A 17,065-nucleotide genomic window follows, 5' to 3' on the forward strand; every position below is an offset into this window, starting at 1 on the left:
CGCGGCTTGTCCACATAGGGCACGACGGCGGTTCCCCCGCGATCCGTGCGGCTGCATAGTGGCACCATGAGCAGGCACCAGGGACAGGGTTCGGGGCCAAGGCCGCCACGGGACGCCGGGGCGTGGATCCCCGCTGCATCCGGGGAGACGCTGCTGGTCACCGGGATCAACCTCCTCCGTGCCGAGGTGGAACGTATCGTCGCCGCGGCCGGGGGCCACCTGCGGGCGGTCCAGGACGTCGGAGAGGCCGCACCGTTCTGGGACCCGGCCGAGGCCGTGCTGGTGGGAAGCGACATCCGGGAGCTGCCGATGCGCAGGGGGCGCCCGGTTGTACTGGTCGGCCTGACCGGGGACGGGGACAGCCTGTGGCACCTGGCCGCCGCCATCGGTGCGGACCTGGTGGCAGTGCTGCCCGACGCCGGGTCCTGGCTGGCGGAATACCTCAGCCGGTCCCGCGCGCCTGAAGCAGTCGGCCTCGTCCTGGGCATCACCGGTGGCTGCGGCGGCGCAGGAGCCACGACGGCGGCCATCTGGATCGCCCAGGCGGCCGCCGGGCTCGGCGCGAAGGTGCTCCTGATCGATGGCGATCCCTCCGGCGGCGGGCTGGAACTGGCCTTGGCCGCCGAGGATTACCCCGGGCTGCGCTGGCCCGATCTCGCCGATGTGAGCGGGAGCATCGACCCCGTCCAGCTCACCGAGGCGCTGCCGATGGCCGGCGGATTCTCCTTCCTGTCCTGGCCGGGCAGCCGGAACCGGGCCCCCGGGGCCAGCGCCGCCACCGCGGCGGGGGTTCTCGACGCCGCCCGCCGGGGTTGCGAGCTGGTGGTCCTGGACATCGGGCGCGAGGCATTGCGGGCCTTCGCGTGGGAATGCGACCGGATCATCATCGTCGCACCCGCACAGCTGCGCGCGGCAGTCGCATCGGCCCTGCTGCTGCAGGAGCTTCCTGCCGTCGAAACCGGCCTCGTGGTCCGGGGGAGGCCATCGGGCACCCTGGACGCGCCCCGGATCGCTGAATCCGTCGGGCTGCCCCTGCTCGGGATCATGCCGGAAATCAGGGGCGTCCCCGCCGCAACGGAACTCGGGCGGCTTCTGGAAACCGGGCGGCAGCGCAGTGTCCGGCGGTTCGCCGCCGGGATCCTCGACCTGGGCGAGGAAGATCTGTGATGAGCACACATTCCGCGCTTGGGCTTCCGGACCGGGACCCCGGCACCCCGCGTTCCCGGGGATTCCGGGCGCCGGATTCGGTGGATGCGGGGCTGCTGGAGTCCGTACGGGAGTCCGTCATGGCCGACGAGGGGCCGGTGACTCCATCACGGGTTGCCGCCGCGGTCCAGGCCAGCGGGAGGCTGCTGGGCACCGCCGGTGCCCTGGCCGCCGTCGAGACCATCAGCGCGGAGCTGAACGGACTGGGCCCCCTGCAGAGGCTCGCGCGCGACCCGGCGGTAACGGACATCTTCGTCAACGGTCCGGAGTCGGTCTGGCTGGACCGAGGCCACGGCGCGGAACGGGCTCCGGTTGCCTTTTCGGGGGAGCCGCAGATCCGCGCCCTCGCGGTGCGGCTGGTGACAGCGGGCGGCCGCCGCCTGGATGATGGTTCCCCCTGTGTCGACGTCAGGCTCGACGGCGGTTACCGGGTGCACGCAGTGCTGCCGCCGATTTCTACGGCCGGGACGCTGTTGAGCATCCGCATCCGGCGGCCGAGCGTCTTCTCCCTGGACGAGCTGCGGCGGGCCGGGATGTTCGGGCCCCTTGTCCAGGCCGTGCTCGAGCAAATGGTGGAACGCCGGCTGAACTTCCTGATCAGCGGGGCTACCGGCTCGGGGAAGACGACACTCCTGTCCACGCTGCTGGGGTTATGCCACCCGGGGGAAAGGCTGGTCCTGATCGAGGACGCGGCGGAATTGAACCCCGCCCACCCGCACGTCGTCTCGCTTGAGTCCCGGCACGGGAACCTCGAGGGCGGCGGTGCGGTGGACCTCGGCGAACTGGTGCGTCAGGCCCTTCGGATGCGGCCCGATCGCCTCCTGGTGGGCGAATGCCGGGGAGCGGAAGTCCGGGAGCTCCTGTCCGCGATGAATACCGGCCACACCGGAGGAGGGGGAACGATTCACGCCAACGCCGCGGCCGCCGTGCCCGCCCGGCTGACCGCCCTGGGCGCGCTCGCAGGAATGGGCGTGGATGCCGTGCGCCTGCAGGCGGCCAGCGCCCTCGACGCCGTCGTCCACCTGGCCCGCACCGGTCACGGGCGGGAAGTCGCGAGCGTCGGCGTCATGGAGGACGGCGATAGGGGCCTGGGCGTCACCGCTGCGCTGTCCGTCGTCGAAGGTGGCGTCGGCTTCGGGCCGGCGTGGCCGCAGCTGGCGGCCCGGCTCGGCATCGATCCCTCGTGTCCGGACGGAACGTCCGCGGCAGGCAGCCAGCCCTCCGATTCCTCACGGCCGTCCCCAACGGGCGGTGACGGCCCGGCCCGGCCGCCGCTGTGACGGCAGGGGTCATCGTCCTGCTGGCGCTCGCTGTGTGCCTGGCGCTCCTGCCGTCAGGCGCCCCCGCTGGCCGGGCCCGCAAGGCACTCCCTGGCCCTCATGCGCGGAGCTCGCCGGTCCCTGCGCCGCACGCCGCCCGGAGGGTGCTCAGTGCCGTCCGGTTCGGCCGGCCATCCGGAGGCGCGGCTGACCCGGGGACTGTCCCGATGACGGAGGTGGTCCAGCAAATCGCTGCTCTGCTGAAAGGAGGACGCACCACCGCCAGGCTGTGGGATGAGTTGTGGGTGTTGTACGCCGGCGGTGCCTCGCAAGGCCGCGCCTGGGACGATGACGCCGGGACCGGCACGGGACGGGCACAGCGGCAGGGGCCCGGACGCGGTCACGGGGGCGGCCCGTCGCTGGCCCCGGAGTCCCGCATCATTCTCGCGGCCGTCCGGGCGGCAACCCTGGGGGGATCGCCGGCGGGCGGTGCTATCCGAGGGGCGGCGCTGGCAGTCGGAACCGGCAGGGACCGGGGGAAGAGCGCTGGCAGGGGCGCGGGTGCCGACGAACAGAGAGTGTGGGGCGACCTCGCCGCGTGTTTCGACATTGCCGAGGCCAGTGGCTGCCCCCTCGCAGACGTGCTGACGCGCTTCGCCGCGCAGCTTGAATCCGACGACGACGCCGAAGCCGTCCGCCAGACCGCTCTGGCCGGCCCCAGGGCCACGGTCCGTTTGCTGACATGGCTGCCGCTGTTCGGATTGGGCCTGGGCCTGCTGTTGGGCATTGATCCGTTGAAGATCCTGCTGGGGACTCCGTTCGGAGTCGCGGCGCTTGCGGCGGGTCTGATCCTGACCACAGCCGGGCGTATCTGGTCCTCACGGCTGGTTCGGGCGGCAGCAGGGGCGCCGCCGTGACCCCGGAACTGGCGGGCATAATGGTCGCAGCCAGCCTCGCCGGCGCGGCCGCCCTGGCGCTCGCCGATCGCGTCCGGGCGCGCCAAAGACTCGGACGGACGGTCCCCGCCGGGATGGGCCGGGCCGGCCTGCACCCGGCAGGGGAGGGCTCTGCACTGCACGGCCGGGGCAGGTTGCCCGGACTTCGGGACACCGCCATGATGCTGGAATTGATCGGCGCCATGCTGGACGCGGGGGCCGGGCTGGGACGATCCTTGGAGCTCGTAGCCGCTCAGGCCTCACCCGAGCTCGGCCGTCAACTTCGGCCCGTCGTGTCCGCACTCGCCATCGGCGCGGACTGGGACACCGCGTGGCGCAGTTCCGAAGTCCGGCCGCCGCAGATCCTGGCCCTCCGGGATGCCCTGTCCTTCGCCGCCCTCACGGGCGCACCATCGGCTGCGATCCTGTACGCGCAGGCGGCCAGGATCCGGCGAGAACGGTTCAGAGGCGCCGAAAAACAGGCCGCGGCACTGGGCGTGAAGCTTGTGGTGCCGTTAGGCCTGTGTTCCCTGCCGGCCTTCGTCTGCCTCGGCGTCGTGCCCGTATTGCTGGCCATGCTGCCAGCGTGAGACGGCTGCCGCGGGGGCGAAAGCGCCGACTGAAGCGTGCGGCGCATCCCCAAGGTTTACTCAAGCTGGTTGGGGTTATTGTGCCCGTAGGCATCATCGCCGTTGGAGCAATTTCGTTGGGGGCCGCGGTTTGGCAGCCCGGAGCCACTACAGAGTCGCAACTCGGCGGTGGCGTCCTGGACTAGAACTGGCCTAAGGCGCGGGTTTCTCTCATGCAACGCCGATGTTGGAGGACCGATCGATGAACCGGGTGTTTGGAGTTTGCCTCGCTGGCATCCTGGCGCTGGCGCTTCGCGGTCTCACGGTGTCAACGTCCGGCACCGCCTCGGCTGCGGCCTTGGCCTGCGAGAGCAGCACGGCGGCGCCAGTGGATCCCTATCCGGGTGCGACGGCGGTCGCGAGCAGCTTCGAATCGGGCTCCCTCTCGGGCTTCCAAGTCTTCACCGCAGGGACCGGAACCGCCGATGTCTCCCTGGGGCCGTCGCACTCACACGCGTGCGCCGCATTCCTGCACACCACCACCGACGTGGGCTCCATCGCGAAAATGTCCGTTGGCCTGGCGGCCGGGGCGACGGAGGTTTATGCGGACGGCTGGTTCAATATCGCCGCCGAAGGCATCGCAGGAAACAACGTCCCCTACTTCCGCATCTTCTCCGGAGGCACGCGGATAATCGATGTCCTCCGGCAAAACGTCACCCGCGATCTCGTTCTCCGCGTCTCGTCCCCAACGGGATACGTCTATGCGCCGCTGGTGGCGAACGTAGGGCTGCGCACCTGGCACCATTTGGTGATGCACGTTGTCCCCGGCGGTCCGTCAACCGGCGTGCAGATCTGGTGGGACGGGAAATCGATCTATGCCAACGACGCCGTCAATATCATCGCGACGACGGCGGACAAGGTGCAGCTCGGGTCCGAACATGACCAGCAGATGGGCGACATTTACGTCGACGACGTGATCATCAACAGCCGCTCCGCAGCCCCGTCACCGATACCCGGATCCCTCCCACCGCCTACCCTGGATCCTTCGAGATGGCTGAATGACCTTACTGGTGACGCCACGGGAGATCTGACGGCGTGGAAGTCCAGCGGCGATCCATGGCTCTACCGGAACGATGCGGTCGGGGACCGGGCCGCGCGGGCTGACAGGGGCCCCGTCCGGACCAGGACGACCGCCAACCTGCCCGCCGAGAACCCGACTCTGAAGACATAGTTCGCTGCCAGGGTGGGCCGAGTGTGATCGAATCGCGGTGCAGGGGCGCTGCCTCGCGGGCAGGCATGTCTTCGAATCTGTGTCCAGATCCCGGGCCAATGCTCCAATGCGGCCGGCTTGCCGACTCCTCCTCCACAACTTCGTGCCGGAGGAGTTTTCCACTTGGAGGCAATGAACCCTTACCGGCGTGGGCTGTGGCCGCGAGATTGGGAGAAGCCGGTGATTGTGCCGGAGTCTTCTGAGAGGAATGCCCATGTCCATCCATCGCAGCACTGAAACCCGTCCGGCTCCGACTGACCCACCGATCGCGGAAGTGTACGAAATCTATCCGGGTGCCCGTCAGGAGACGCCCTTGCCGACCCGCCCGGTGCCGGTGTACCCCATCCATATCCGTCCCCGCCGACGGTTCCGGGCAAGGAGGGCGGGCTCCGAGACCGGGATGGCAACGGCAGAATATGCGATCGCCACGCTCGCCGCGGTGGGGTTCGCGGGTGCCCTCGTTTTCATCATGCGCAGCGATGAGGTCCGCGGGTTCCTGCTGAACCTGATCCGTACGGCACTCGCCCTGCCATGAGCTGCGGGTGGCAGGCTTGGGGGAGTGCCCGGCCCGGGGCATTCCGCCCCATTCCGGATTTTCGCGGATGCAGTGCCGCCATGGAACGGTCTGCCGGAGCCGGCGGCGGACGCGGACAGGGCAGGGACCAGCCGTCCGGACGGCAGGACTCGCGGGATGCGCACCCTCTACCTGCTGCGGAGCACCTCCCTGGAGGGTTGTGCACGCGCCGCGCGTCATGCCGCGGTGCCGTCACTGCTGAGTTCGCTGTGGCGCTGCCCGCGGTCATGCTGCTGCTGGCCCTGCTGCTGGCAGGCTCCGCCGCCGGGGTGGCACAGCTCCGCCTCGAGGAAGCCGCCCGCGGAGGCGCCAGGGCACTGGCGCGAGGAGCGGATGGTGTTGAAGTCGCCGGGATAGTCCACCGGCTCGCCGGAGACTTCGCGGAGTCGGCCGTTGCCTCCGACGGCGAGTGGCTCAGCGTCACGGTCTCCGGCCGGATCCCTGGTGCTATCGGCGCGCTCATTCCGTGGGCCCTCACGGCGCGTACCTGGGCCCGCGGCGAAGCTCCTGAAGCCGCTGGTGTGACCTTGGTGTTCGAGGCCGCGCGCTGCCAGGCCGTGCGGCGGAGCGAGTCAACGTGACCCGGGGTGCCCGCCCGCACGGACCGCGGTACTTGCACCAGCATGGGCCGGGCCAGGGAGAGCGCGGGTCGGGGACCGTGTTGGCACTGGGTCTGGGGCTCGTCGTCATCATGGCGACGGCCTTGATGCTGCTCCTGGCGCAGGCTGCCGTGGCGGCCTCGAGGGCTGCAGCCGCGGCTGATCTCGCGGCGCTTGCGGCAGCGGATGCGGTCCGGGGAGTCACCGCGGGCGAGCCGTGCGCCGTCGCCCGGGATGTAGCCCTCCGGAACAATGCCAGAGTCCTTAGCTGTTTGGAGGGCGCCGGCGAGACCGTGCAAGTCCGCATCGAGCTCAGCACAAGATCAATTCTGGGGGCGGCGAGCGGGTTGGCCAGAGCCGGACCGCCGCCTGGACCGGACAACGGGCCCGCGCCCTGACCGCGGCTCCTGAAAGCCCTTCCGACAGTGCCGGCACACCGGGCGCACGGGCCGGTTCCGTGGTCGAGTCAGGCCCGGAGCGGACGCGCGGAAGTGCCGGTCGGAGCTGCCTCGCCAGCGGTCGGAACCCCTTCGTCGGCCGCCGCCCCGGCAGGAGCTCCCTGGTCCGCCGCCCCGGCAGGAGCTCCCTGGTCCGCCGCCGACTCGTGGAGATGTCCGGAATGCATCCGATCAGTCGAACCCTTCAGCAGCACATCGATCAGGATGACGGCCGCGTCCTTGTCCAAGGGGTTGTTCTTGTTGCCGCACTTGGGCGACTGCACGCAGGAAGGACAGCCGGACTCGCATTCACAGGCCTTGATGGCGTCGCGTGTGGCGGCGAGCCACACCCTGGCTTTGTCGTAGCCGCGTTCGGCGAAGCCGGCGCCTCCGGGATGGCCGTCGTACACGAAGATGGTGGGCACGCCGGTGTCGGCGTGGATGGCTGTGGACACCCCGCCGATGTCCCACCGGTCGCTTGATGCCACCAGGGGCAGGAGGCCGATGGCTGCGTGTTCGGCGGCGTGGAGGGCCCCGGGGAATTGAGCTTCGATGAGCCCGGCAGCGGTCAGCGATCGGTTGTCGACGACAAACCAGACGGCCTTCGTGAACAGGTCCCGGGCGCCCAGTTCCAGCGGCTCTTCCCCCAGAATCTCGTTCGAAATCAGTGCCTTGCGCTGGAAGGAGACCACCTGGGTCGTTACTTTCACATCCCCAAAATGCACGGCCACGTCACCCCACTGCGTGGTGCGCTGCGTTTCAAGCACCTCGATCTGGGTCACGTCCCGGGCCGTCGTGTAGTAGTCCGGGTTGGCCCGGCGGACCATCACGCAGTGGTCGTCCTCGTTCAAATCCTCCACGACGTAGCTCTCACCCTGATGGACGTAGACGGCACCCGTGTGGGCCTGGTAGTGCGTCTGCGGGGAATCCATGGTGCCGAGCAGGGAGCCGGTGTCGGCATCCACGATGCTTACCGGCCCGCCGCCGTCCGCGCGCAGGTTCACCATCGCCGCGGCGCTCTGCGGGTGGGTCCAGAACCATCCGGCCGGCCGCTTGCGGAGATAACCCTGTCCCACCAGCCGGTCGAGCAGTTTCTCGGCCGTTCCGCCGAAGAGCGCCAGTTCGGCGTACCCCAGGGGCAGTTCGGCGGCGGCGGCGCACAGGTGCGGTCCCAGGACGTAGGGGTTGGAAGGATCGAAGACCGTGGCTTCCACCGAGACATCGAAAATCGCCTCCGGGTGGTTCACCAGGTAGGTGTCGAGGGGGTCGTCGCTCGCCACGAAGGCGGCGATCGCATCCTGTCCGGCCCGGCCCGCGCGTCCGATTTGTTGGAACAGCGACGCGCGGGTGCCCGGCCAGCCGGCCACGAGCACGGCGTCGAGCCCGGAAATGTCGATGCCGAGCTCGAGGGCGGAGGTGCTGGAGACGCCCAGCAGCTCACCGGAGCGCAGGGACTTTTCCAGTGCCCGTCGTTCCTCCGGCAGGTAGCCCGAGCGGTAGGCGGCCACCCGTTGCGGGAGGCTTGGATCCACCTCGTCGAGGAGGCGTTTGGTGATGGAGGCAATAGTTTCCGCACCACGCCGGGATTTGATGAAGGCGATGGTCCTGATCCGGGAGGACACCAGATTGGCCAGCAGGTCCGCGGTCTCGGCGACGGCGGTCCGCCGCTCCTTGGCGCCGTTCTCGCCGCGGAGCTCGGTCAGGGCCGGCTCCCAGAACGCGACCGTGGTGGAGCCGTGCGGCGAGCAGTCCTCGGACACAGCCCGGACGGGGGCCCCGATGAGCCGGCCGAACGATGTCCCGGGTTCGGACGCGGTCGCGGACGCCGCGATGAACACGGGGCCGGAGCCGTCGGGGCTGTAGTAGGCGCAGATACGGCGCAGCCGGCGCATGAGGTTTGCCACATGGGATCCGAAGACGCCTCGGTAGCTGTGGGCCTCGTCCACGATCACGTAGCGCAGCCGGCGGAAGAACCGTGCCCACCAGGCGTGGTTGGGCAGGATCCCGAAGTGCAGCATGTCCGGGTTGGCGAGGATGAAGTTGGCGTGGTCCCGGATCCAGCGACGGGATGCCGGGTCGGTGTCGCCGTCGTAGGTTTCGGCCCGGACGGTGGGGAGCGTCAGCGCCCGGATCGCGGCCAGCTGGTCCGCGGCCAAGGCTTTGGTGGGGGACAGGTAGAGGGTCACGGCGCCGTCGTCGTGGATCTTGCCCGGATCGGCCAGGACCCGGAGTTCGGAGCGGTGGATCGCGTCGAGTGCAGGCAGCTGGTAGGCCAGTGATTTCCCGGAGGCGGTGCCTGTGGCGATGACCACGTGCTCGCCGGCGTGGGCGAGCTCGGCCGCCTGGATCTGGTGGCGGTAGGGCTCGTGGATGCCCAAAGACCCATAGGCGTTCACCAGGTCCGGGTGGGCCCAGGCCGGCCACGGGGCATGGACGGCCTGGCGCGCGGGGATGGTGCGCACATGACGCAGCTGTTCCGGGTCCGGGCCGCGGCCCAGCAACGGAATCAGGGATTCATGCGGGTTCACTCATTCATTGTTCCACCCGGGCTCAAATCGTCCGGGCAGACGGCACCAACGGCGGATCAGCTGACCGACAGATCCGCGCCTTCATTCGAGGCCGAGAGCATCAGGACGTGGCACACCGTACGCCAGCCCAGGTGCGAGTAGAGTTTCTGGCCGTCCAGTGAGGCAAGCAGCAGCCCCGAGTCGACGTCGTGCTCGAATGCCTTGGCAGCGAGTGCCTTCATGATGAAGCTGCCCAACCCGCGGCGCTGGTATGCGGGGTCCGTGACGATTTTGTCGAAGATCGCTGTGTGGCCCACCACGAAGACCTGCCCGCTCGCGGCGATTTTCTCGCCCGCGTGCACGACTGCATGGTGGACGCCGTTGTCTTTGGACGTGTCCAGTTTCAGATCGTCGTCGGAAAGCCAGGGATCCTCCGAGTCCTGGGTTTCCATGTCCACGATCATCATGGTCTGGGAGGCGGATGTGACATTGAGCCCGTGCTTTGGCGCCAGGGAGATGTACCGGGCGGCATCATTCGTGAGGATCGTGAGGATCCTGGCCGGCACTTCAGCCGTCTTCGCCGCCAGGTCCGCGAACTCGGAATCGTTAGGATCAAAGGCGAAAAATTCCCATTCACGGGTGGTATCCGCACGCAGCGCCGCAGGGAAACGACCCTCCCTGCGCGTCTCATAACCCCGGCAGCCGGCCCAACCGGCCACCCAGACTTCCAGCAGGTGGGTGGTGTCTTCAACCATGGCGTCAAGACTCATGTGATGAGCGTATTCCAGCGTCGCCGCGAGCAACAGTGGCCGGGTCGGGTAACAGTGGTTGCTTACCCAATTGTGATTCTCGCCCGAGCCCGGGCGGCGCCCGAACCCCGGCCGGCCCACCGCGCCCGGGCGCCGCCCGGGCGTCGATGACCGGGCGCCGGCGCCCGGTCCCCGACCCACCAAGTACCCTTAAATACGTGGCTTTGAACAGGATTGTGCTCTTTTACGGCTTTACCCCGCTTGCGGACCCCGACGCCGTCAGGCTCTGGCAGCGCGCGCTTTGCGAAAAACTCGGGCTGACCGGCCGTATCATCATCTCCAAGGACGGCATCAACGCCACCGTCGGGGGAGAGCTGAACGCCGTCAAGCAGTACGTCAAGACGACGCGCGAATACAAGGGCTTCCACGGCATTGACGTGAAGTGGTCGGACGGCGGCGCGGAAGACTTCCCCAGGCTGAGCGTGAAGGTGCGGGACGAAATCGTGTCCTTCGGTGCTCCGGGTGAACTGAAAGTGGACGAAAGCGGCGTCGTTGGCGGCGGAAAACACCTCAAGCCCGAGGACCTCCACCGGCTGGTGGAGGCCGGGAAAGAATCGGGCGACGAAGTGGTGTTCTTCGACGGACGCAACGGCTTCGAGGCCCGGATCGGCAAGTTCAAGGACGCAATCGTCCCCGACGTCGCCACCACGCACGACTTCATCAAGGAGCTCGACTCCGGTAAATACGATTCGCTCAAGGACAAACCGGTCGTCACCTACTGCACCGGCGGTATCCGTTGCGAGGTGCTCTCCAGCCTCATGGTGAACCGTGGATTCAAAGAGGTCTACCAGCTCGCCGGCGGCATCGTCCGCTACGGTGAGGCTTTCAAGGACCAGGGCCTGTGGGAGGGCTCGCTGTACGTGTTCGACAAGCGGATGCACCTCGAATTCAGTGAGGACGCCAAAACCATCGGTGCCTGCGTCCGGTGTGCGGCGCCTACCAGCAAGTTTGAAAACTGCTCCAACCCGAGCTGCCGCACGCTTACGCTCTACTGCGCCGAATGCGCCGCGAGCCCGGAAACCCTGCGCTGCCCGGAGGGCTGCACGGCCTGACCGCCGCCCTGACGCGCGGCCCAGCGCCGGCTGACCGCCGCCCTCAAAGCCGGACCACGCGGTACGCGAAGTTTGCTGCAGCCCGCCCCATCACCTCGACGGTCAGCACCGCGTCCGCGGACAGATGGACCACGCTCACCCTTGACGTGCCGCACCGCAGGCTCAGGTCCACCAGCGCGGCCTCGCCGTTGCGGACCGTGAATGACACCCGGTCCGTGCTCCGGCAGGCCAGGGTCAGGGCGTAGTTGCCGCCCGGCAATTGGGTGGTGGTCTCGCTTCGTGTGACGCCGGCATCTACTGTGCCGAAGCCCTTATGGAAAACCTGGCCCTGGGCCTCGGGCAGGACGTCGTCCACCCAGTCATCCAGCGCATCTCCGGACACGGGCTGGTTGGTCCGGGGATCCTGCGGCAGTGCCGCGCTCGTGGACGGAGGAGGCGACGCGGAGGGTGTTGCATCGTCCCAGTGGTCGCCGCTGTATTCGTATTCGCAGCCGGAGAGGGCGGGCCCGAGAAGGAGCACCGCTGAGAGCACGACGCCGGCTGCCGCGGCGCGCTGTCGCGGCACCGTCGTTGCCGGCACGATGGGCATATCCTGACTTTAGGCCCGCCCCAGACTAAAGGCCATATGCCCTGGCTCCGCCGCGGCGGCCTTATCTGGCGCCCTAGTGTCCGGGGCCGGCGGGGACGATCCTGAAGCCCGCTACGGCCCCGTTCCCGGGGCGCGAGCCTCCACCGTTGTACCTCATGACGCCCGCCTCCACCGGCCCCGCCTCGAGTTCCACAGTCTGCTGCGTGGCGGCCGCACAGTCGAAGGTGAGCTCGAGGTGGGCGCCGCCGTTCCTGCCGTCCTGCCTGAGGAACAGCTGCGCGTCCGGAGCGCCCACGCAGGCGACCGTCACGGTGTATGGTCCCGCGTCTGCGGCGCGTACCGAGCTGTTGAATCCCCCGGCGCTGCCGGCTCCCCCAATGGTGCCCGTGCGGCCGAGCAGCATCGTCTCAGGCACGGCGCCGAGGAGCCGCTCAAGTTCCGCGGTGTTCGTGGCCTCGCGGGCATCCAGTGTGGGGTCCCGCGTCGGGAGCGGGGCCCGGGCCGGCGCGGTCCGGGTGGCCTGGACCGTGGCGCCGGATGGGGGCGCATCGACGTCGTCCGCATACTCACACCCGGCCAGGACAGCAGCCGCGGCAGCCACAGCCAGCAGCAACGCCCAGCGGCGAACGCACTGCGTACCCCCATTTGCTGACATGCCCCGAGCCTAGTGTCGTTCCCCATCGGCGCAAGTCACAGCCCCCGGAACAGGCCGGGCCGGCCGCTAAGGAGAAGGAACCAGCTGGTAGGCGTAAATGAGCGGGGCGTCCACGCTGGAGGCGCTGACCTCCAGTTTGCCGGCCTCGGGGACCTTGATGTTCGCGGTTTCGCGGCTGCTGTTGCAGGCCGCCCCTGCTTCGGTCAGCCGTTTGCCGCCGAGGGTGACGGCGAAGAAGGCTTTGCCACCGCCGTCGCAGCTGATCGTCAGGACGTAGTTCCCTGCAGGAACGCTGGACGCGTCCTTGACGATCGGATCCCGCGTGAGGATCTTTCCCGCGTCTTCCAGGACGATTCCGCCGGCCGACGGCAGCGCCGTGGCTTTCCATGCCGGGACGTCGGCGGATTCGATGGAACCGGCGGGAGAACATGCGCTCGCGCCCAGCAGCACGGCGGCGGCAGCCGCACCGGCGAGCCTCCGCCGGAACATCCGGGAACCCGGCGGGCAGGGGGAAAGGAAAACCATGCCCCCAACTTACCGCGTTGGAGCCCGGCCCCGGGCAGCCCACAACGCCAGCCCCGGCCGGCCCCGGGCCGCCCAGCCCTGCCCAGCCCCGGGCCGGCTCTGGTCCTGCCGGCGGCAGCCCGGGGCCGGCTCTGGTCCAGCCCCGCCCGGCCCCGGGCCGCCTCTGGTCCTGCCGGCGGCGTCCCCAGCCTGTCCTTGACCTTGACGCTGCGTCAACCTTTAAGGTCGAGATGTAGGGCCCGCAGGAGCAGGTACCAACGCGAAGGGAACGAGGCATCATGGATTGGTCCGTGCAACAGATCGCGAAAATCGCAGGCACTACCAGCCGGACCTTGCGTCATTACGACGACATCGGGCTGCTCAAGCCGAGCCGCACCGGGGACAACGGTTACCGCTACTACGACCAGGCCGCACTCGTCCGGCTGCAGCGGATTCTGCTGTTGCGCACTCTGGGGCTTGGGCTGGCGGCCGTAGCCCAGGTACTCGGCCGGGAGCCGGATGCCGCGACGGCGCTGGTACGCCATCTTCAGTGGCTGGAGCAGGAACAGGACCGGCTGGCACGGCAGATCGCCTCGGTCCGGCGAACCATTAAAACGATGCAAGAAGGAGGAGAGATCATGGCAGAGAAAATGTTTGACGGCTTTGACCACACCCAGCACAAGGACGAGGTGGAAGGACGGTGGGGCGAGGACGCCTACGCGACAGGGGACGCCTGGTGGCGGGGCATGGATGCCGCCGCGAAGGAAGCATGGACGGCGCGATCCCGGCAGCTGGGTAGCGACTGGAGCGCTGCGGCTGGATCCGGCGCACCGGCAGGCGGGGCCGAGGCGCAGGAGCTGGCCAGACACCACGTCGAATGGCTCACGGGCATCCCGGGCACGCCGGCGGCATCCCCGGGCGGCGACATCAAGGGATACGTGACGGGCCTCGGCGAGATGTACGTGGCAGACCCCCGCTTCAGCGCGAACTACGGCGGGACGGCCGGGGCAGCCTTCGTCCGTGACGCCCTGCGGATCTATGCGGAGAACCACCTCTGAGCCCCCGGGACTAAACTTGTCCGGTGACTTCCTCAGCGCAGGCCCCCTCAACGCCGTTCACCGCCGGCAACACCCCCGATGCTCCGCGGAGTGACCTTCCCGGGCTGCTCGCGGCGCTGGCAAACGACCTCCAGGCGATCGGCTACACGGTCGACGGCGTCGCGGCCTTCCTGGGCGCGGCCGCGCACTCGGCTCTCAGCCGGGACCAGCTCATCCCCGCACTGATCGTCACGGAGTCTGCCACCCGGGGGGAGCCGACGACGGCGGCGCTCGCCGCCGTCGTGCGCCTGTGGCTGCTGGCCGAGCCGCAAAGCCCGGAAACTCTCGACGCCGCCCTGCCGGGCGTCCGCACGGAGGGGCTGCGGGAACTCGGACTCGTGGAGCCGGCTGCGGAAGGACGGGTCCAGGCAAAGGTGGACCTGCGGCCGTACGGGTGGGACGGAACCCCCGGGGAAGGCGCTGCCAGCGGCGGTGGGGCGGACCTCTGGGTGGCCAGCGACCTCGCGGCCCATCAGCGGCCAGGCGTCCTCCGGAACGACCACGTGCTGGGGATCGGGCAGGCCTCCACGACCCTGGTCCAGGTCACCGCCCGCCGCCATGCCACCCGCGCCCTGGACCTCGGCACCGGCTGCGGCATCCAGACCTTCCACCTCCTGCACCACGCCGATCATGTAACCGCCACGGACATCTCCGTGCGCGCCCTCGCGTTCACTCGCTTCAACCTCGTGCTGAACGCTGCGGCGCTTGAGGTGGATCCGGCCGATCTCGAAAGCCGCGTCAGCCTCCGGCTGGGCTCCCTGCTGGAACCGGTGGCGGGTGAGGAGTTCGACCTCGTGGTCTCCAACCCGCCGTTCGTCATCACGCCCCGCCGCCTCGGCGAGGGCGCCGCGGACCGGTTCACTTACCGCGATGGCGGCCTCCCGGGGGATGACATCGTCGCCACGCTGGTCCGGACCCTGCCGTCGGTCCTCGCCCCCGGCGGAACGGCCCAGCTCCTGGGCAACTGGGAAATCGCCGCCGGCACACCCTGGGCCAAACGCCCGCAAAGCTGGGCCCGTCCGGACACGGACGTGTGGATCATCCAGCGCGAGCAGGTGGGGCCGGAACAGTACGCCGAGACGTGGCTTCAGGACGCCTCCGAATCCCGCGACCGCCGGCTCTACCAGGACTCCTATGCGGCGTACCTGGACGACTTCGCGTCCCGAAACGTGGAGGGCATCGGCTTCGGCATGATCTGGCTGCGCCGGCCGGCGGCGGGCAAGGGGCCGGTGATCTCCCGCTTCGAGGAAATCACCTATCCGATCGAGCAGCCCGTCGGGCCGCACCTGGGCGCAGCCGTGGAGCGTGCCGACTGGCTGGCCGCCAACGAGGTGGAGACGGCCCACCTGCTGGTGGCCGATGACGTCACCGAGGAGCGGCACCAGCGTCCCGGGGCCGAACACCCCGGCGTGATCCTGCTGCGCCAGGGTGCCGGGCTGCGACGCACCAACCTGCTGAGCACCGAGCTGGCCGGCTTTGTCTCAGCGTGCGACGGCGACCTCTCCGCCGGGCAGATCGTCGGCGCCCTCGAAGCACTCCTGGGCGGCTACGAAGGCTTCGACGCCGAGATCTTCCGCAGCGGCCTCCTCGCCGAAGTGGGGAACCTGGTCCGCGACGGTTTCCTCCTGCCCGCCTGACGCCGGCACGCCTGACGCCGGCCGCTCAGTGCCGGGAACCGCACCCTCTTTCCCAAAGCGGGGCAGCACGTAGGCGGCCGCCGCGAGGGCCACCAGGACCCCCGCTGTGCCCGTGATGAGGAAGCTCAGGCGCACCGGAACCAGCGCTCCCATCAAACCGCCCAGGGCCAGCGCGGCGATCGAAACAGCGCGGGTCAGTCCGCCGATGATGGCCATTGCCTGGCCGCGGCCGCTCTCCGGAATCCGCAGGATCGCGATCGCGCCGAAGCAGGCGTTCAGCACGCCGCACGCCGCCCCCATCGCGGTGTAGGCCACAAACAGCAGTTCCACGGTAGGAACCAGCGCCATCATCGCCAGGAAGGCCGAGGTCAACGTCATGGACGCCAGGAGCGCCCGCAGACGTGCCGGCGGGGTTTTGATCCGGCCGGCCCCGGCGGCTCCCACAGCCATGCCGAGGCCAAACGCGGCCGCGAGCAGCCCGTACTGCGTTTCCGTGGCGCCAAGCTCCCCGCGTGCCAGGAAGACCTCGAGGACATTGGTGGCTTCGCCGGCGACGATGAAAAACAGCGCGCCGAGGACCAGGGCCCACACCAGCCTGTCCCGGCGGATCAGGCGGAGTCCGTCCAGCAGGGCAGGCTTTTCCCTGCCGGCGCGCTCGGCGGCCAAACCGCGCCGGGTGCGGATCAGCAGGGCGCCGACGCCCATCGCCAGGTAGCAGACGCTGGCGACCGTGAACACGAGGGGGGACCCGCCCCAGCCGCTGAGGAGTCCACCCGCAGCGGGACCGGCCATGCCAGCGATCATGATGGTGGCCTGCATGGTGCCCATGGCGCGGGGAGTGCGGTCCTCGCCCACGATCCGGGGCAGCAGGGCCTGCCAGGTCGGGCCGGCCACGGCCTGGGCTGCGTCCAGCAGGAACGTCATGGCAAAGAGGACGGGAAGGTGGTTCTGCACGTACTGCATGCCGAGCCCCATGACGGCCACGGCGGCGGCGCTGACCACGGACGACGCCGTCGCGAGAGTGCGGGAATCCCTCGTGTCCGCGAGCCGGCCGGCCCAGGGGGCCAGCAGCACGAGCGGCAGCGCCGAGCAGGCCAGGTAGGCGGCCACGAGCCATGGTCCGGCAGCGGCGTTCCCGCTGCCGGCGGCCGGGTTTTGCAGATGCAGCATGACACTCACCACAACAGCGCCCATGCCGGCGGTGGCCACAAACCGGGCGCCACTGGCCAGCAGGAAGTCGCGGTTGCGCCAGACGGACCGCGGTGCCCGGGAGTCACCCGGCAATTTATGAAGTGTTTGTTTCATAACAGGGAAACTACTCCGCCCGCGGATCAGGTGTCAAGCATTTCTTTCATAGTTTGGCGGT

16 protein-coding genes and 1 pseudogene are annotated in these 17,065 nt (G+C 69.2%); 11 read left to right on the top strand and 6 right to left on the bottom strand.

Features of this window, described 5'->3' with window-relative positions; all coding sequences use genetic code 11:
• The first annotated feature begins 66 nt into the window (after positions 1 to 66).
• From ssd to AC1DES_RS00505, 8 genes are all read left to right on the top strand, one after another.
• The gene (gene ssd / locus AC1DES_RS00470) at positions 67 to 1,167 is read left to right on the top strand and encodes a septum site-determining protein Ssd (RefSeq protein ID WP_476893735.1); all 1,101 of its coding nucleotides are present in this window, start codon (positions 67 to 69) and stop codon (positions 1,165 to 1,167) included.
• On the top strand, positions 1,167 to 2,486 hold the full coding sequence (locus AC1DES_RS00475; protein WP_476893736.1) for a TadA family conjugal transfer-associated ATPase: 1,320 nt from the start codon (positions 1,167 to 1,169) through the stop codon (positions 2,484 to 2,486). The genes ssd and AC1DES_RS00475 overlap by 1 nt, the downstream gene beginning before the upstream one ends.
• A 206-nt stretch (positions 2,487 to 2,692) precedes the next feature.
• Positions 2,693 to 3,382: a type II secretion system F family protein gene (locus AC1DES_RS00480; RefSeq protein WP_476893737.1), complete on the top strand. Its 690-nt coding sequence runs from the start codon at positions 2,693 to 2,695 to the stop codon at positions 3,380 to 3,382.
• A complete protein-coding gene (locus AC1DES_RS00485; RefSeq protein WP_476893738.1) occupies positions 3,379 to 3,990 on the top strand; it encodes a type II secretion system F family protein in 612 nt (203 codons plus the stop codon). The genes AC1DES_RS00480 and AC1DES_RS00485 overlap by 4 nt, the downstream gene beginning before the upstream one ends.
• A 241-nt stretch (positions 3,991 to 4,231) precedes the next feature.
• Positions 4,232 to 5,200, top strand: a complete 969-nt coding sequence (locus AC1DES_RS00490) for a hypothetical protein (protein WP_476893739.1) — start codon at positions 4,232 to 4,234, stop codon at positions 5,198 to 5,200.
• A 253-nt stretch (positions 5,201 to 5,453) separates the two neighbouring features.
• On the top strand, positions 5,454 to 5,774 hold the full coding sequence (locus AC1DES_RS00495) for a DUF4244 domain-containing protein (protein ID WP_476893740.1): 321 nt from the start codon (positions 5,454 to 5,456) through the stop codon (positions 5,772 to 5,774).
• A gap of 197 nt (positions 5,775 to 5,971) precedes the next feature.
• Positions 5,972 to 6,394, top strand: coding sequence for a TadE family type IV pilus minor pilin (locus AC1DES_RS00500; RefSeq protein WP_476894203.1), 423 nt, complete (start codon positions 5,972 to 5,974; stop codon positions 6,392 to 6,394).
• 110 nt (positions 6,395 to 6,504) lie between these two features.
• A complete protein-coding gene (locus AC1DES_RS00505) occupies positions 6,505 to 6,810 on the top strand; it encodes an Rv3654c family TadE-like protein (protein ID WP_476894204.1) in 306 nt (101 codons plus the stop codon).
• Between the two features lie 68 nt (positions 6,811 to 6,878).
• On the opposite strand, the gene AC1DES_RS00510 is transcribed toward AC1DES_RS00505, so the two are convergent.
• Together AC1DES_RS00510 and AC1DES_RS00515 are read right to left on the bottom strand one after the other, a co-directional pair.
• A complete protein-coding gene (locus AC1DES_RS00510; RefSeq protein WP_476893741.1) occupies positions 6,879 to 9,377 on the bottom strand; it encodes a DEAD/DEAH box helicase in 2,499 nt (832 codons plus the stop codon).
• Between the two features lie 56 nt (positions 9,378 to 9,433).
• Positions 9,434 to 10,126, bottom strand: coding sequence for a GNAT family N-acetyltransferase (locus AC1DES_RS00515; protein WP_476893742.1), 693 nt, complete (start codon positions 10,124 to 10,126; stop codon positions 9,434 to 9,436).
• 197 nt (positions 10,127 to 10,323) lie between these two features.
• On the opposite strand from AC1DES_RS00515, the gene trhO reads away from it, so the two are divergent.
• On the top strand, positions 10,324 to 11,217 hold the full coding sequence (gene trhO / locus AC1DES_RS00520) for an oxygen-dependent tRNA uridine(34) hydroxylase TrhO (RefSeq protein WP_476893743.1): 894 nt from the start codon (positions 10,324 to 10,326) through the stop codon (positions 11,215 to 11,217).
• Positions 11,218 to 11,260: 43 nt separating this feature from the next.
• On the opposite strand, the gene AC1DES_RS00525 is transcribed toward trhO, so the two are convergent.
• From AC1DES_RS00525 to AC1DES_RS00535, 3 genes are all read right to left on the bottom strand, one after another.
• Positions 11,261 to 11,806, bottom strand: a complete 546-nt coding sequence (locus tag AC1DES_RS00525) for a hypothetical protein (RefSeq protein WP_476893744.1) — start codon at positions 11,804 to 11,806, stop codon at positions 11,261 to 11,263.
• 73 nt (positions 11,807 to 11,879) lie between these two features.
• On the bottom strand, positions 11,880 to 12,461 hold the full coding sequence (locus AC1DES_RS00530; protein WP_476893745.1) for a hypothetical protein: 582 nt from the start codon (positions 12,459 to 12,461) through the stop codon (positions 11,880 to 11,882).
• Between the two features lie 66 nt (positions 12,462 to 12,527).
• Positions 12,528 to 12,986 (bottom strand): hypothetical protein, encoded by a 459-nt coding sequence (locus tag AC1DES_RS00535; protein WP_476893746.1) that lies wholly within the window; start codon positions 12,984 to 12,986, stop codon positions 12,528 to 12,530.
• Positions 12,987 to 13,264: 278 nt separating this feature from the next.
• On the opposite strand from AC1DES_RS00535, the gene AC1DES_RS00540 reads away from it, so the two are divergent.
• Together AC1DES_RS00540 and AC1DES_RS00545 are read left to right on the top strand one after the other, a co-directional pair.
• Complete coding sequence (locus tag AC1DES_RS00540; protein WP_476893747.1) at positions 13,265 to 14,023, top strand: MerR family transcriptional regulator; 759 nt, start codon at positions 13,265 to 13,267, stop codon at positions 14,021 to 14,023.
• Positions 14,024 to 14,046: 23 nt separating this feature from the next.
• Positions 14,047 to 15,699: a DUF7059 domain-containing protein gene (locus AC1DES_RS00545; RefSeq protein WP_476893748.1), complete on the top strand. Its 1,653-nt coding sequence runs from the start codon at positions 14,047 to 14,049 to the stop codon at positions 15,697 to 15,699.
• Between the two features lie 81 nt (positions 15,700 to 15,780).
• Here the strand turns inward: AC1DES_RS00545 and AC1DES_RS00550 are convergent.
• Positions 15,781 to 17,004: pseudogene (locus AC1DES_RS00550) on the bottom strand (MFS transporter); the annotation flags it as partial.
• Positions 17,005 to 17,065: the final 61 nt, after the last annotated feature.

This window comes from Arthrobacter sp. 05T442 (assembly GCF_056395945.1).